Source organism: Pseudomonas sp. RW3S2, assembly GCF_014268955.1.
GTDB classification, from domain to species: Bacteria; Pseudomonadota; Gammaproteobacteria; order Pseudomonadales; family Pseudomonadaceae; genus Aquipseudomonas; species Aquipseudomonas wayambapalatensis.
Window position 1 is genome coordinate 444,645 of the sequence record NZ_JABWRM010000002.1, and the last position, 14,265, is coordinate 458,909.

General features: G+C 64.6%; 13 protein-coding genes. 7 read left to right on the forward strand and 6 right to left on the reverse strand.

The window, feature by feature from the left end; genetic code table 11:
- Complete coding sequence (locus HU748_RS04805) at positions 1-1,911, reverse strand: sigma-54-dependent Fis family transcriptional regulator (RefSeq protein WP_186719447.1); 1,911 nt, start codon at positions 1,909-1,911, stop codon at positions 1-3.
- Between the two features lie 297 nt (positions 1,912-2,208).
- Between HU748_RS04805 and HU748_RS04810 the strand changes: the two genes are divergently transcribed.
- The 5 genes from HU748_RS04810 to alkB all read left to right on the forward strand — a co-directional run bounded on the left by HU748_RS04810 (position 2,209) and on the right by alkB (position 8,563).
- Positions 2,209-3,555, forward strand: a complete 1,347-nt coding sequence (locus tag HU748_RS04810; protein ID WP_186719448.1) for a hypothetical protein — start codon at positions 2,209-2,211, stop codon at positions 3,553-3,555.
- Between the two features lie 32 nt (positions 3,556-3,587).
- Positions 3,588-5,822, forward strand: coding sequence for an Ig-like domain-containing protein (locus HU748_RS04815; protein ID WP_186719449.1), 2,235 nt, complete (start codon positions 3,588-3,590; stop codon positions 5,820-5,822).
- Positions 5,823-5,838: 16 nt separating this feature from the next.
- Positions 5,839-6,309 carry a curlin gene (locus HU748_RS04820; RefSeq protein ID WP_186719453.1) on the forward strand — a complete coding sequence of 157 codons (471 nt, stop codon included), beginning with the start codon at positions 5,839-5,841 and terminating at the stop codon, positions 6,307-6,309.
- 16 nt (positions 6,310-6,325) lie between these two features.
- Positions 6,326-7,771, forward strand: a complete 1,446-nt coding sequence (locus HU748_RS04825; RefSeq protein WP_186719454.1) for a curlin — start codon at positions 6,326-6,328, stop codon at positions 7,769-7,771.
- 147 nt (positions 7,772-7,918) lie between these two features.
- The gene (gene alkB / locus HU748_RS04830; protein ID WP_186664532.1) at positions 7,919-8,563 is read left to right on the forward strand and encodes a DNA oxidative demethylase AlkB; all 645 of its coding nucleotides are present in this window, start codon (positions 7,919-7,921) and stop codon (positions 8,561-8,563) included.
- A gap of 44 nt (positions 8,564-8,607) precedes the next feature.
- On the opposite strand, the gene HU748_RS04835 is transcribed toward alkB, so the two are convergent.
- From HU748_RS04835 to HU748_RS04845, 3 genes are read right to left on the reverse strand one after another with little or no spacing between them, the layout of a single operon-like run.
- Entirely contained in the window at positions 8,608-9,543 is a 936-nt protein-coding gene (locus HU748_RS04835; protein WP_186719455.1) for a peptidylprolyl isomerase, read from the reverse strand.
- Positions 9,540-10,010, reverse strand: coding sequence for a YbjN domain-containing protein (locus HU748_RS04840; protein ID WP_186719456.1), 471 nt, complete (start codon positions 10,008-10,010; stop codon positions 9,540-9,542). Before HU748_RS04840 ends, HU748_RS04835 begins: the two co-directional genes overlap by 4 nt.
- On the reverse strand, positions 10,007-10,306 hold the full coding sequence (locus HU748_RS04845; RefSeq protein ID WP_186719457.1) for a hypothetical protein: 300 nt from the start codon (positions 10,304-10,306) through the stop codon (positions 10,007-10,009). The genes HU748_RS04840 and HU748_RS04845 overlap by 4 nt, the downstream gene beginning before the upstream one ends.
- Between HU748_RS04845 and HU748_RS04850 the strand changes: the two genes are divergently transcribed.
- Positions 10,305-11,312: an aldo/keto reductase gene (locus tag HU748_RS04850; protein WP_186664524.1), complete on the forward strand. Its 1,008-nt coding sequence runs from the start codon at positions 10,305-10,307 to the stop codon at positions 11,310-11,312. The genes HU748_RS04845 and HU748_RS04850 overlap by 2 nt on opposite strands.
- Positions 11,313-11,370: 58 nt before the next feature.
- Here the strand turns inward: HU748_RS04850 and HU748_RS04855 are convergent, their stop codons facing one another.
- Positions 11,371-12,528 carry a hypothetical protein gene (locus tag HU748_RS04855; protein ID WP_186719458.1) on the reverse strand — a complete coding sequence of 386 codons (1,158 nt, stop codon included), beginning with the start codon at positions 12,526-12,528 and terminating at the stop codon, positions 11,371-11,373.
- 260 nt (positions 12,529-12,788) lie between these two features.
- Between HU748_RS04855 and HU748_RS04860 the strand changes: the two genes are divergently transcribed.
- Positions 12,789-13,895 carry an alkene reductase gene (locus HU748_RS04860; RefSeq protein ID WP_186719460.1) on the forward strand — a complete coding sequence of 369 codons (1,107 nt, stop codon included), beginning with the start codon at positions 12,789-12,791 and terminating at the stop codon, positions 13,893-13,895.
- Positions 13,896-13,959: 64 nt separating this feature from the next.
- On the opposite strand, the gene HU748_RS04865 is transcribed toward HU748_RS04860, so the two are convergent.
- Positions 13,960-14,235 (reverse strand): DUF6555 family protein, encoded by a 276-nt coding sequence (locus HU748_RS04865; protein WP_186664519.1) that lies wholly within the window; start codon positions 14,233-14,235, stop codon positions 13,960-13,962.
- Positions 14,236-14,265 lie beyond the last annotated feature (30 nt).

The following is a 14,265-nucleotide window of genomic DNA, read 5'->3' on the forward strand; positions in this document are numbered from 1 at the left end:
CTAACCGCGCAACTGCTTGAGTTTGCGGTACAGCGTCGCGCGGCTGATGCCCAGCGCTTCGGCGGCGGCCGATACATTGCCCTGGTGACGCGCCAGGGCGCCACGGATCAACTCCAGTTCATTCTCGCGCAGGCTACCGGCCACAGGGGCGCCACTGGACAACTCGTCGAGCAGGCAATCGGTCAGGTGATCGAGCCCGAGTATCTGCTCACCCTCCTCGCGCATGGCCAGCGCGGTGCGCAATACCATTTCCAGTTGGCGGATATTGCCCGGCCAGTCGAAGCCTTCGAGCAGGCAGGCCAGTGCCGGATCGAGGGTGACGCCTCGGGCACCGAGCTTGTCCAGCACCCCTTCGATCAGGGCCCCGAGGTCATCGCGCTCGCGCAAGGCCGGCAGGCGCAGGGATACGCCGTTGACCCGGTAGTACAGGTCTTCGCGAAAGTGCTGCTCGGCCACCAGCCGCTTGAGATCGCGGTGCGTGGCACAGATGATCGCCACGTCGATGTCCTGTTCCTCGCCAGCCCCAAGCGGCGCCACGCGACGCTCCTGCAGCACGCGCAGCAGCCGCGCCTGCAGGGCCAGTGGCATGTCACCGATTTCGTCGAGGAACAAGGTACCGCCATGGGCCTGCATCAGCCGACCGACCATGCCGCCGCGGCGCGAGCCGGTAAACGCGCCGTCGCGGTAGCCGAACAGCTCGGACTCGATCAGCCCTTCGGGAATCGCCGCGCAGTTGACGGCCACGAACGCTTTGTCCGCACGCGGGCTGGCCTGGTGCAGAGCGCGCGCCACCACTTCCTTGCCCGTCCCGGTTTCCCCCAGCAGCAGCACCGGCAGGCCGTTGACCAGGCCCTGGCGTGCCATGCGCAACCCCCGCGCCAGACGGCTATCGCCCGCACCCAGTGCATCGAGCGCCGGCGACTTGAGCGCAGCAACAGGCTTTGTCGCGACGGTCGCCCCCAGGTTGCCATGCCGAGGCAATTGCAGCACCCGAACGAAGAACTCCCCTTTGGCAGTCTGCACACTGCTCATCCCGCCTTGCCACAGGCGGCTGAGAAAGGCCGGCGAACGCTCGCCGAGCAAGTCGCTGCAACGGCGGCCGATCAAGCCAGGGCGTGGCAGCCCGAGCAATTGGCAGGCATTTTCGTTCGCCGCCATCACCTCACCATCAAGGCTCAGGGCCAGTAACCCGTGCCAGGCACTGCCCAGGTACTGGGGGCGGCTGTGGAACGCCAGAACCCACTGCTCGGGGTGGTACAGGCCGAACAGCCGACTCTCGATGTTGCCGGCGGCAAGCATCAGGGTCGAGAGGCTGTCCTGGGGCTGGCTCATCACCCCTTCGCGGGTAATGTCGAGTACACCGATCACCTCGCCGCGAGGGTCGCGCAGAGGGACCGAAGTGCAGGAGAACGGGCTGAGGCGATCGAGGTAGTGTTCGCCACAGTTGATCAGGGTGGGCCGCCCTTCGACCACGGCGGTGCCGATGGCATTGGTGCCGCGCAGCGCCTCGCTCCAGCAACTGCCGGGGTGCAGGTCGCGCAGGCCATTGCGGTTGAGCACATGGGTCTGCCCTTCGATGGCCAGCACATTGGCCTGGGCGTCGCCGAGGATGATGATTGCGCCCTTGCCCTGACGCTCGACCAGGTAGTCGAGCTCGGGCGTGACGGCATCAATCAGTGTGCGGTTGAGTTCGAGCAGCGTCTGCAGGTTCTGACCGTGCTCGATGCCAAGGCCGACCTGCTCGCCTTGCAGGCAGTCCAGGCCATGGCCGTGGCTGCGCCGCCATGAGGCATCGATCTCTTCGCGCAGCATGCCCGAAGGCAACTTGCCCTCGTTGGCCAGGTGCAGGCGGACCTGGCGGGATTGCTGCATCGGGTCGTGGGCGTCTGTTATGGGTGATTGTCGCGCCATCGTTTACTCCAGCTGTACCCCGGAACTCTGCGCAGTGTGCGTCAGCGTGCCGTATACGTAAAGCGGGGTTCGGCTGTGGATGGCAGCGACCCAGGCCACAGGGGTTGCCCAGGCCTCCCCAATTCCCCAAAGCTGGGGTTATCTGCCCATCGAATACTCCGGCATTCACTTTTGCGCTCACCCGCCAAAGCCACGCCCCACAAGCCCTGCAGCACACTTCAAGCAAGCTGGCACAACTGTTGCCGATCCCTGTGCAGACGCCCCAAACCATGGGCCCGTTTGCAGGAGGATCTGCTCATGCACCGACCGACGCCCCACCCACTGGCCATGGCGATCTTCGCCGGCCTGATCCAGCTACCGGCCCAGGCTGCGCTGTACGCGGTCGATACCGGCCCCTACAACCTCGCCAACGGCAACTTCGCCGCCTGGTATCAGGACAGCCATGGTCGAGTCCTCGACCTGTGCCTGTCCAAGGCCGTCAGCTCACGGGTTGCCGGCGCGCCGGGAGCGCCTTCGTACATGTGCACGTTGCTGCCGACTCCGGGCGTCTTCGATGACACCCAGCCCATCCAGTTCCCCAGCAACTTCCCTGACGAAGCCTTCTGGTTCACCGCCGATGCGGCCATCGTCGACGCTGCGCGCGGCATCGACCTGAGCTACGGTACGGCCATCGAGGCAGCCTTCAGCGCCGAGGAGCCGGTCGAAGGCGATCAGGTCAGCTTCGCCCGGGTACGCATTCGCGTCGATGTGCCGGTTGCAGGCACTTACGTGGTCACCCACCCCTACGGCGTCGAAGTCTTCGACGTACCGGCCGCTGGCCGCCGCGCGATCAACATGACCCGCGACATCGGCATCGGTTCTCCAGCCGACTTCAGCGGCGCGCTCAAAGGCGATGTCGGGCCGTTCCTGCGCAGCGTCAACGGACCCTACACCGAGACCAATCCCGGTAGCGGAGCGAGCGAACGCTACATCGGCGACCCGAACCTGGAAGAGCCTGTCACCGGCAGCCCGTTCAACACCAACTTCGTGCGTATCGAAGGCCCCAACGGCATCGACCTGCGCACCGAGTTGTTCGCCGTGTCCGGCAGGCTGTCGACGATCAACCGCCCGACTCCACTGATCCCGCTGCGCAGCACCTATTCACGGCACACCGAGAACGGCGACCTGCGCGCCCAGCAGGATGTCTTCGTCATGGCCCCGCCAGCACCGGCCACCGTCACCCTGAGCAGCCAGACACCCACACTGGCACTGGGCGAAGCCAACGGCACCGGCGCCTGGTACGCCCAGTCGGCGCTCAACCCGAGCCTGCCGCTGACCCTGCAGGTGACCGCCGACAACAGCCTGGCAATCGCCACCAGCACACCGACCACGGCGCCCATGAGCCTGACCGACCTGGTCACCATCAGCCGCGCCGAGTACAGCCTCGCCAGCGGTCAACTGACGCTGGTCGCCAGCAGCAGCGACGAAACCACCCCGCCGGCCCTTACCGCGCACACCGGCAACGGCGCGCTGATCGGTAGCCTGTCGGGCAACGGTGCGGTGAAGACGCTGACCACCGGGCTCTCGCCAATCCCGCCGGCCAAGGTGCAAGTCACCAGCGCCCAGGGCGGCAGCGACAGCGAAGACGTGGTGCTGGTGCCATGAACAGACAGAAGCCCCGCCTTCAAGGAGGCAGCATGAACACTTGGCCACGCCGGGCGCTGTGCGCCGCCGGGTTCACCCTCACGCTCAGCAGTGCGGCCTGGGCCGCGCTCTCCGAGGTCGACCCCGGGCCCTACACCTTTGCCACCGGGGGTTACCCCATGTGGTACAAGGATTCGGACAACCTCTCGCTGGAGCTGTGCCAGTCGCGCGCCACCAGCAGCCGTGCACCGGGCGCGCCGGGCGCACCTGCCTACATGTGCACCCTGCTGCCCGAACCCGGCGTCTACGACGACGCCCTGCCCCTGGTGTTTCCGGACAACTGGCCACCGGAGATGTTCTGGTTCCTCGCCGAAACCGACATTCCGCAGGTGGGCAACAGCGGCTACGAGCTGGAAGTCTATGTCGCCGGCCTTGAAGCCGCCTTCGCGGCCGAGAACCCGGTGAACGGCGACCAGCAGAGCTTCGCCCGCATCCGCATCCGCGCGTCGGTGCCGCGCACCGGCACCTACACCATCACCCACCCCTATGGGGTCGAGACGGTCAACGTGACCACCGCGGGCCGGCGCGCGATCAACATCACCCGCGACATCGGCATCGGCGCACCGGGCAACTTCAGCGGCGCACTCACTGGCAACCTCGGCCCATTCCTGCGTGGCGTCGGTGGCCCCTACAGCGAGGTCAATCCGGACACCGGTGCCACCGAGACCTTCATCGGCGACCCCAATCGCGTCGAAGCGGTGACCGGCAGCCCGTTCAACACCAACTTCGTGCGTATCCAGGGCCCGGCCGGCACGATCCAGACCAACACCTTCACCGTCTCCGGCAAGGTGCTCGATCAACGCCAGCAGACCCCGGTGGAACTGCAGCGCGCCACCTACCAGCGCAATGGCGCCGGGACCCGCGTCGAAGTGTTCGCCAAGGCGCCAAACAGCGCCAGCCTTTGCCTGCGCAATGGCCTGGCACTGGTCGGCACGCCGCCTTCGCCCTGCCAGTTCAGCCTGACGCCGGACAACAACGGGTTGTTCTTCAGCCAGCAACTGAGCCAGGCCGCGCCACCGCCTGTGGTGGTGGTCACCGCCAGCAGTACCGCTGGCACCACCCGGCCGACCGCGCTGTCGAGCAAGCTCACCGATGTGGTCAAGGTGCGCACGGCACGCTACGACTGGGCCAACATGCGCCTGCTGATCGAAGCCAGCTCCAGTGACGAGGTGCAGGTCCCCGACCTGGTCGCCCAAGGCTTCGGCCGCCTGTCCAAGAGCGGCACCTTGCAGAGCCTTACGGTCAGCGACCTGACCCAGCCCCCTGCCAGCATCACCGTCAAGTCCGCCCATGGCGGCAGTGACGTCGAGCCGGTGACCGTGGTCGGGGCAGCGCCGGTCGCCGCCGAGAACCAGCCTCCCGTGGCCCAGGCCGACAACGGCAGCACCAGCGTCGGCGTACCGCTGAGCCTGAACCTGCTGGCCAACGACAGCGACCCGGACGGCAACCTGCCACTGACCATCACCGACCTGAGCCAGCCAGGCACCGGCCTTGGCTCGGTGGTGCTCAACGGCACCACCGCCGTGACCTACACCCCACCACCAGGCGCCAGCAACGCCTTCGTCGCCACCTTCAGCTACCGCGCCCAGGACGCCAAGGGGCTGAAATCGACAGCAGCCACGGTCACGGTCAACGTCGCCCCGAACCAGCCACCGACCGCCGTCGCCGACAGCGCCGCCACCTTGGGTGTGCCGCTGACCCTCGACGTGCTGGCCAACGACACCGATCCGGAAGGCAACCTGCCGCTGGCCATCGCCAGTGTCACCCAGCCCATTCCGGCCGGACGCGGCACCGTCAGCAGCAACGGCAGCGTCATTACCTACACGCCGCCAACCACCGTCAGCGCACCGTTCACCACGACCTTCACCTACGTCGCGCGTGACGCCATCGGCGCACTGTCGAGCCCTGCCACGGTCACGCTGCAGGTTTCGCCCCGCCCCGCCCAGGAGACCTTCGCCGTCACCGCGGCGACCGTCACGGCGCGTTCCAACAATCGCTTCAACTGGGACATCAGCGGCACCTCTTCGGTGACCACCGGCAACACCATCACGGTACAGGTGACCACCCCGGACGGCCTGGTGACACTGGGCAGCACCACGGTGCCGGTGACCGGACGCTGGCGCCTGGCCGTGAGCAACAGCACCACGGTGATCCCGACGGCCAACCCGACGGCGACCATCCGCAGCAGCCAAGGCACCGTGCGCACCGTGCCAGTCACCGTGCAGTAGCGCGAAGGAGAACGCCATGCACCTGCTCCCCCTGCTGCTCGGCCTGACCCTGGTCACCCCGCTCACCTGGGCCGACGACCTGATGGATAACGCCGACCTGGTCGCTGGCAACGACCTCGGCGAGCCCGTGATCGTTCGCGTACTGCCGGCAGGCGCCGGCCAGGTGGCCTCGATCGAGCAGCAGGGTACGGGCAACCGCGCCCTGCTCGGCCAGGACGGCCAGGCCCTGCTGGGTCGTATCGTCCAGGCCGGCGGCGCACAGGAGGCGTTCATCCTGCAGGAAGGCAGTGACCTGATGGCCACGATCAGCCAGCAGGGCCAAGGCAACAGCGCCTCGATCCGCCAGAGCGGTAGCCACAACAGTGCGCAGATCGAGCAGATCGGCAACGACAACAGTGCCCTGATCCAGCAGAACGGCTCGGGGCTCAACAGTGCCGTGACCCAGGCCGGCAACGGCCAGCACGTACAGATCACCCAATACCGATAGACCTGGAGGCACCACCATGTACAAGCTCGCACCCTTGAGCGCTGCCATTACCCTGGCCCTGGTCGGCCAGGTCATGGCCGACGACAGCACCTCGACCCAGACCCAGCAAGGCGCGCAGAACATCGCCGAAGTCCTGCAGACCTTCGCGCCCTTCGCCTCGGTGACGCAGAACCAGGCCGGGCACGACCACAACCACCTGGCGATCCAGGACACCAGCACCAGCCATGTCCAGCAAAGCGCCACCGGCTCGTTCAACGCAGGCTACGCCGAGCAGTTGTTCGAGAACGGCAGCCAGATCACCCAGCAGTCCGGCGGCAGCCTCAACGACAGTTTCGCCAGCCAGTCGGTCGGCGAGAACAACCAGGCGCTACAGACCCAACAGGGGACGGGCAACCGCTCGATCATCTGGCAGGACACCCAGCTCGGCAGTCAGGCCACCACGATGCAGTGGGGCGAACGCAACGAAGCCACCGTCGAGCAACTGTTCGGCGGCACCAACAACCAGAGCCTGATCATGCAGGGCGGCAGCGACAACCAGGCCGCCGCCGAACACATGACCCATGAGAACGGCAACATTGCCATCTACCAGGAGGGCAAGCAGAACTGGGCGTACGGCGACCAACGCGACGGCCAGGGCGGCACCATCGGCATCAGCCAGACCGGCACCGGCCACTCGGTGGAAGTCTGGCAAGACAACCAGGCCCACAGCCAGGCCAGCGTGCTGCAGAACGGCCAGCTCAACGAAGGCTACATCGACCAGAGCTTCGGCCAGGATAACCTCGCCATGTTGAGCCAGAGCGGTCGGGGCAACGCCAGCTGGTCCGATCAGTTCGAAACCACCCAGTCGGTAACCAGTATCAGCCAGGCCGGCAATGCCAACCTGCACTTCACCTACCAGACCGGCGACAACCACAACCTGAGCATCCAGACCAATGGCGTCGGCAACAAGGTCATGGCCAGCAACTGGAAGGGCGAGAAGTCCGGCGGGCAGTTCGGTAGCAGCCAGCGCGCCGAGATCAACCAGCAAGGGGTGATGAACACCGTCAACTTCACGCAGGAAGGTGCCAACCAGCTGGCGCGCCTGAACCAGAACGGCAACCGCAACCAGATGCAGACCCACCAGGCCGACAGCAACAACGAGCTGTATTTCGAACAGAACGGCAGCGACAACCTGCTGATCGCCGACCAACGCGGCACCGCCAACTATGCCGAGGGCCTGGCCGCGGGCAATGGCGGCAGCATCACCCTCGAGCAATCGGGCAGCGGCAACCAGAGCTACACCTACCAGCTGTATGGCAGCGGCAACCAGGCGAGCATCAAGCAGACCGACGGCGTCAACGTCGCGTATGTGACCCAGGGTGGCAACGGCAACCAGGCGTTCGTCGACCAGAGCGGGGCCAACATGAACGCCACCATCAACCAGATCGGCAACGCCAACAGTGCGACCGTGACTCAGCAATAACCGCTCCCCCCTTGGACCGTGGCGCCCCGCTCCCGGGCGCCGCGGTTCCTTTTTCGATCCCGGGATGTCGTAGCCCACCGATCATTCGGCATGGGCTGGCCAAGCCAACAGCGATACAATCCAGGCTTACCCACGCCAGTGCTCCCCATGATCCAGTCCGACCTCGACCTTTTCGGTTCTCAACCGCAATCTCTGGCCAGCCAGGTCATGCTGTTGCCAGGCTTTGCCCTGCCCGAGGTCGAAGCCCTGCTCGATGCCCTGCGCCCGGTGTTGCGCGCGGCGCCGTTCCGACACATGCAGACCCCCGGAGGGCTGCACATGGCCGTCGCGCTGAGCAATTGCGGCAGCCTGGGCTGGGTCAGCGACGCGCGTGGCTACCGCTACAGCCCGCTGGATCCGCTGAGCGGCAAGCCCTGGCCGGCGCTGCCCGAGGTGCTGTTGACGCTGGCTGCGCGAGCCGCTTCCCAAGCTGGCTTCGAAGGGTTCGTGCCGGATGCCTGCCTGGTCAACCACTACCTGCCCGGTACACGCCTGAGCTTGCACCAGGATCGCAACGAGCAGGATTTCAGCCAGCCGATCGTGTCGATTTCGCTGGGGCTGCCCGCGGTCTTTCTGCTCGGCGGCATGCAGCGCAGCGACCGACCGCGGCATGTGCCGCTCAGTCATGGCGATGTCATGGTATGGGGTGGCGAGGATCGCTTGCGCTTTCATGGCGTGCTGCCGATCAAACCGGGCAAGCATGAGCGAATGGGGGAACGGCGGATCAACCTGACCCTGCGCAAGGCGGGTTGAGCGAGCGTACCGAATGCAGGTTCGGCACACTCACTCCAGCAGCATCAGCGACTGGCCTCCAGCACCTGATTCAATGCCGCCCCGTCGATACTCAAGGTCGCCGAATCGAACATGCCGTTGACGTAATTGCGCACCAGTTGCTCCTGACGTTGTGCCCTGAGCAGTTGGGTCAGTTGCGGTGTCACCTCCTCCAGGGTTGCCGCCCGCGCCGGTTGCTGTTCGACCAACTTGATGATGTGCAGGCCTGCGGCACTGCGCACCGGTTCACTTACACCATCGACCTTGAGCCGAGTCACCACCTCGCGCACTTCAGGTAGCAACTGGTCGAGCGCCTGCAGCCCGGTGTCGCCGCCCTGGGCAGCAGTGCCGGTGTCCTGGGAGTGCTCGCGGGCGAGCGTGGCGAAATCGCCATCGCGTGCCTGCTTGGCCAGGGCCTGGGCCTGCTTGACCACTGCCTCATCGTCCTTGGGCTTTTCGACCCGCAGGAAAATCTGGCTCAAGCGATAGCGTACCGGCAGGCGCAGTTCGTCCTTGTTGGCTTGGTAAGCCTGCTCGAGCTCGGCCTGGCTCGGGTAGTCGTCAGGCACTCGCGTGACCGACGCGAGGTAGTCGCGCAAGACGATCTGCTCGCTCAGGGCGCGAGTCTGCGCCTCGACGTCCGGACGCTGTGGCCAGCCCTTGGCTTCGGCTTGGCGATACAACGCCTTTTCTGCCAGACGTGCGCGGATCCACGCCTCCAGTGCCGGTCTATCGCCACGCAGGTGCTCGCGAGTCGGCTCCGGCAACTGCGCAAGCAAGGTCTTCAGTTCGTCGCTGCCGACCTTCTGCTCGCCCAGGCTGGCCAACACAGGCCCTTTGACCTCGGTCGCAGCCGGGTGCGCTGCGGCCACCGGCTCCTCCCCCGGACGCAGTACCAGGGCGACAGCCACCGCAATGACGGCCAGCGCCCCCGCGCCGGCCCAGAAGGTGCGGGAGGTCACGAAGCAGTCGCCGCGCTGGTCGCCTGTTCGGTCTGGTCGGCGACATTGCGGCTATAGTCGCGCAGGTAGACGATGAACTCCTGCAGCAGGCGATCCCACAGCACCAGGCTGCCCAGCAGATGCTTCTCGCTGACGCCATCGGCAACCACCACGTCTTTTTCCATCACCAGGAACTCGCCCTGCACCGACAGCCGGGCGAAACGACGGCTGGCATTCCAGCGCTCGGCCAGCCCGGCCGGCAGCTCGCCCTGGATGCGCAGCGCGCAACTGAAGGTAAAGTCGAGGAACTCGCCCTCCTGGTCATTGGCTCGATTACCGAACCGTACTGCGTAACCCACGCCCTGGCTGGCGCTGAGCAGCTGCACAACGGCATTCTGCTCGCTACGATTGACCCGGCAGCCGGCGTCCTGCAGCAGCTTGGTCAGGGAATCGGCGCTCACGGTTTCGATCAGGGTGACTTCGGTCATGTGTAGCCTTCCTTGTGGTGATGAAACAGCTCGGATTCATTCACGTGCAGCAGGAAGACGGCTGTAGCGGGGGCTGGCAAGACATCAGCGCTGGCGAAACTCCCTGCCTCTGCGACCGTCCATCTGCAATCGCGCGTGTCGATATCAAGTAGTAGCACAAGGATTGCGCTCGGCCAGAAATTCCCTTCGCCTGGCAACGGTAAATAGCGGCTAACGCCACCCTGCGCCCTTTCAAAGCCCGGTGCTTGTGTGTAAAACGGTCCAACCATCTTCTTCGACGCAAGGACCTCCAGCATGCGCTACCGCCCTCTCGGCCGCTCCGGCCTGCAAGTCTCAGCCCTGACCCTGGGCAGCATGATGTTCGGCGAGCAGACCGATACCGAGGCTTCGCTGCGCATCATCGACCGCGCCTGGGACCAGGGCATCAACTTCATCGATACCGCCGATGTCTACAACGCCGGGCGCTCCGAAGAGATCGTCGGCGAAGCGGTGGCACGCCATCGCCAGGACTGGATCGTCGCCTCCAAGGCCGGCTACGGTCCGGCAGACGGCCTGCCCAACCGCAGCGGGCTGTCACGCAAGCACCTGTTCAATGCGCTGGAGGCAACACTGACGCGCATGGACACCGACTACCTGGACATCTACTACCTGCACCGCGAAGACCACAAGGTGCCGCTGGAGGAGACCGTGCGTGCCATCGGTGATCTGCTGCAGCAAGGCAAGATCCGCTATTGGGGCGTGTCCAACTTCCGCGGCTGGCGCATCGCCGAGATCTGCAACCTGGCCGAGCGCCTCGGGGTGCCCAAGCCTGTGGTGAGCCAGCCGCTGTACAACATCGTCAACCGCCAGGCCGAGCCCGAGCAACTGACCGCCGCGGCCTACCACGGGCTGGGCGTGGTGCCGTTCAGCCCTCTGGCCCGTGGCGTGCTCAGCGGCAAGTACGCGCCAGGCTCGACCCCTGACGCCGGCAGCCGCGCCGGGCGCCAGGACAAGCGGATCATGGAAGTGGAGTGGCGTCAGGAGTCGCTGGCCATCGCCCAGAAGATCCACGCCTACACCGACGCCAAGGGAGTGGGTATCGTCGAGTTCGCCATCGCCTGGGTGCTCAACAACCAGCTGGTCAGTTCGGCCATCGTCGGCCCGCGCACCGAGGCGCAGTGGGAAACCTACGCCGGAGCGCTGGAGGTGAACATCACCGCCGAGGACGAAGCCTTCATCGACTCGCTGGTAACACCGGGGCATGCCTCGACACCGGGGTTCAACGACGTGGCGCATTTCGTCCCGGGGCGCTTGGCGCGCTGAACGTCAGGCAATGGCACTCCGTGAAGAATGTGGCAGGCGGCTGCCGTTGGGGTGCCCTTTATGCGCTGACTTCAAAGTCATCCAAGTTCAATCCGGCGGTATCTTGGATCTGGATCACTTTGATATCTCGAGCCGAGGAAGCGAAGCTGTATTCATCCTGTCCGTTTGCACCCAGGGTCACCGTCCGGGTTTCGATCGTCGCCCCCTGCGCGTTCAGGTAGGTGATGTACGCAGTGGTGCTGTTCTGGACACCGAGCGTAAAATTACAGCGGAAAGTCCTGAAAGTGCCATTAAGTTCGAACCGGACCGTCGCCTGGTTCATAGGCAGATAGTTCCCTTTGAGAAGCGGCCAGTCTGACTGAGCTGTCAGAATTATAATATTTTGGCCACTGATCACTCGGCACATGTTCCCTCCCAACATGGGTAGTACCCCACCCGGCCGAACTTCATGGTTATAGGCGTAACTACTGAAGTCGTCCCGGATCACACTGGGGCCCTGAATGATTTCATAAGCGTTTTCACGAAACACTACGCGACTGCGCCCCTGGTCGAAGGAGACTTCGAATCGCAGCGTAATGCGGCTGCCGCCAAGCAATTCCCCAAGCGTCGATAAGGCGATCGTGCTTCTGACAGCTCCCAGCTGGTCAAGTGGTTTGCCGTTCCACACTTGCTGAGTCCATTGGCTGCCATTTGCGTAAGTTCCGCTGTACCTGAGATAGATCAATTGCCCCAGCGTCTGCAGCGGCCAAGCGGCGACAGACACGTTTGCATCGGCTCTGAGATTGATAACATCCAACCTCCCGCCAACGGCTTCTGCGATAGCCGGAACAGGGAGCCTGTCAGCAGTCGGATTCAGCACCTGCAACTGCAGCTCGGCAGACCCTAGGGTCTTGCCCCGCCGCGTCACTTGGTAACTGACGCTAACGGTACTGTTGATACTGGATATGATGTGGTCACTGAGAATGCGGAAAACGACTCTGTTCGAGGTATTGCCGTTTTGCGCCGGATATGACCTGCCGTTGTACAACAGCACAATGCTGTCCTCGGGTTGCATGTCGTACTCGACCAAAGCGTCGGCACCATTCGCCGCATTCAAAGGGTCAAGCACATTGTTGGGGGCCGCGGGAATTTTCACGGCATTTAACTCAAGATCATCACTTACCGTAACCGTAAACTTGAGTGCGGCGGATCGACGCGCTGCTTGATCAGATGTCATCTTGGTGAGCCTCTGAGTTTCCTACTGGGTGTCATTTCGCTGACTGGAGAACATCCTAGGGACCTCACAACGGGTGCGAAACTGGCAATTCTGCTAGCTCAAAGGCATCGAGAAGGGGCAGAGAGCCGCTCTGGTGGGCGCCAATGTTTACGCTCTGCCACGCGACATTGGGGAGCGACAAGCGGGGATACCGGTCCCCCCTTTCCCCAATGGGATCGGTATGGTGCTGCTCATCGTCTTTACCGCACCCAGAGGCTTCAATGACACTCGAGCACCTGTTCCGCCCCGTTCATGTCGGCGCCCTTACCCTGCCAAACCGCGTCTTCATGGCGCCCCTGACACGCCTGCGCAGCCTGGAGCCGGGCGATGTGCCCACGCCGCTGATGGCCGAGTATTACAGCCAGCGTGCCAGTGCCGGGCTGATCATCAGCGAAGCGACGCAGATTTCCTTCCAGGCCAAAGGCTATTCGGGATCGCCAGGTATCCACACCGACGCGCAGATCGCCGGATGGCGCCTGGTCAACGAAGGCATCCACGCAGCAGGTGGCCACAGCGCGGTGCAGGTCTGGCACACCGGACGCATTTCCCACACCTCGCTACAGCCCGGCCAGGCCGCGCCAGTCGCGCCCTCGGCATTGCCTGCCGATGCTCGCACCTCGCTGCGCGACGCGCAGGGCAATGTGATTCGCGTCGAGACCTCTGCACCACGGGCCTTGAGCGAAGCCGAAATCGCCGACATCGTCGCTGACTTCGGCCAGGCCGCGCGCAATGCGCAGCGCGCAGGCTTCGACCTGATCGAACTGCACGCCGCCCACGGTTACCTGCTGCACCAGTTCCTCTCGCCCAGCGCTAACGTACGTGAGGACCGCTATGGCGGCAGCGTCGAGAATCGCGCGCGGATCGTGCTGGAAGCGGTAGACGCCGCCATCGCCGCCTGGAGCGCCGATCGCGTGGCGATCCGCATCTTCCCGCTGGGGCCGTTCAATGGGGTCGACAACGGTGAAGACCAGGAAGCCGCGGCGTTGTACCTGATCGGCGAACTGGCCAAGCGCAACCTGGCTTATCTGCACCTGTCAGAGCCGGATTGGGCAGGCGGCAAACCGCTGCGTGACGAATTCCGCGAAGCCATCCGTGCGGTGTATCCAGGGGTGATCGTCGCGGCTGGCGGCTACACCCCGGAAAAAGCCGAGGCGCTGATTGCACGGGGGCTGATCGATGCCGTCGCGTTCGGGCGTAGCTATATCGCCAACCCGGACCTTGTGGAGCGCCTGCAGCAACAAGCGCCTTTGAACGAGCACCGCGCGCAGTTCGATTACGCCAACGGTGCCGAAGGCTATACGGACTACCCTGCGCTACGCCGGGCGTAACATCAGAGCCTCTGCAGGCGCGGGCATGCCCGCGTCTGCAGGTGGGGGCTTTTTCGCAGCGGGTTCAACCAGTCACCACGGTGCCTGGCGCGCCTTGAGGAAGTGGAGCCTTGCCACCGGACAAGCGCCAACTCACCCCGGTAACGCCATAACGCTCGGCCATCGGGCGGCTTACCTTTCTGATCTTCTCCCGTCCGAACTTCGGAATGATTCCGACCCCTGCATCACAACTGGCCCAATGCCATGCCTCGGCATTGTCCATTCGCTCCGATCGAATGATGAAACTGCGCGCCTCGGCGTGCAGCGTGTATTCGATGATGTACAACTGTGGAGCTGGCATCACGGGCCTCCTCTTCTCCATGGATGACTT

Excerpts from the sequence above, each read along its gene's own strand:
- HU748_RS04805 (WP_186719447.1), bottom strand. The coding sequence starts at position 1,911 with ATGGCGCGACAATCACCCATAACAGACGCCCACGACCCGATGCAGCAA.
- HU748_RS04810 (WP_186719448.1), top strand. The coding sequence starts at position 2,209 with ATGCACCGACCGACGCCCCACCCACTGGCCATGGCGATCTTCGCCGGC.
- HU748_RS04815 (WP_186719449.1), top strand. The coding sequence starts at position 3,588 with ATGAACACTTGGCCACGCCGGGCGCTGTGCGCCGCCGGGTTCACCCTC.
- HU748_RS04820 (WP_186719453.1), top strand. The coding sequence starts at position 5,839 with ATGCACCTGCTCCCCCTGCTGCTCGGCCTGACCCTGGTCACCCCGCTC.
- HU748_RS04825 (WP_186719454.1), top strand. The coding sequence starts at position 6,326 with ATGTACAAGCTCGCACCCTTGAGCGCTGCCATTACCCTGGCCCTGGTC.
- alkB (WP_186664532.1), top strand. The coding sequence starts at position 7,919 with ATGATCCAGTCCGACCTCGACCTTTTCGGTTCTCAACCGCAATCTCTG.
- HU748_RS04840 (WP_186719456.1), bottom strand. The coding sequence starts at position 10,010 with ATGACCGAAGTCACCCTGATCGAAACCGTGAGCGCCGATTCCCTGACC.
- HU748_RS04850 (WP_186664524.1), top strand. The coding sequence starts at position 10,305 with ATGCGCTACCGCCCTCTCGGCCGCTCCGGCCTGCAAGTCTCAGCCCTG.
- HU748_RS04845 (WP_186719457.1), bottom strand. The coding sequence starts at position 10,306 with ATGCTGGAGGTCCTTGCGTCGAAGAAGATGGTTGGACCGTTTTACACA.
- HU748_RS04855 (WP_186719458.1), bottom strand. The coding sequence starts at position 12,528 with ATGACATCTGATCAAGCAGCGCGTCGATCCGCCGCACTCAAGTTTACG.
- HU748_RS04860 (WP_186719460.1), top strand. The coding sequence starts at position 12,789 with ATGACACTCGAGCACCTGTTCCGCCCCGTTCATGTCGGCGCCCTTACC.
- HU748_RS04865 (WP_186664519.1), bottom strand. The coding sequence starts at position 14,235 with ATGCCAGCTCCACAGTTGTACATCATCGAATACACGCTGCACGCCGAG.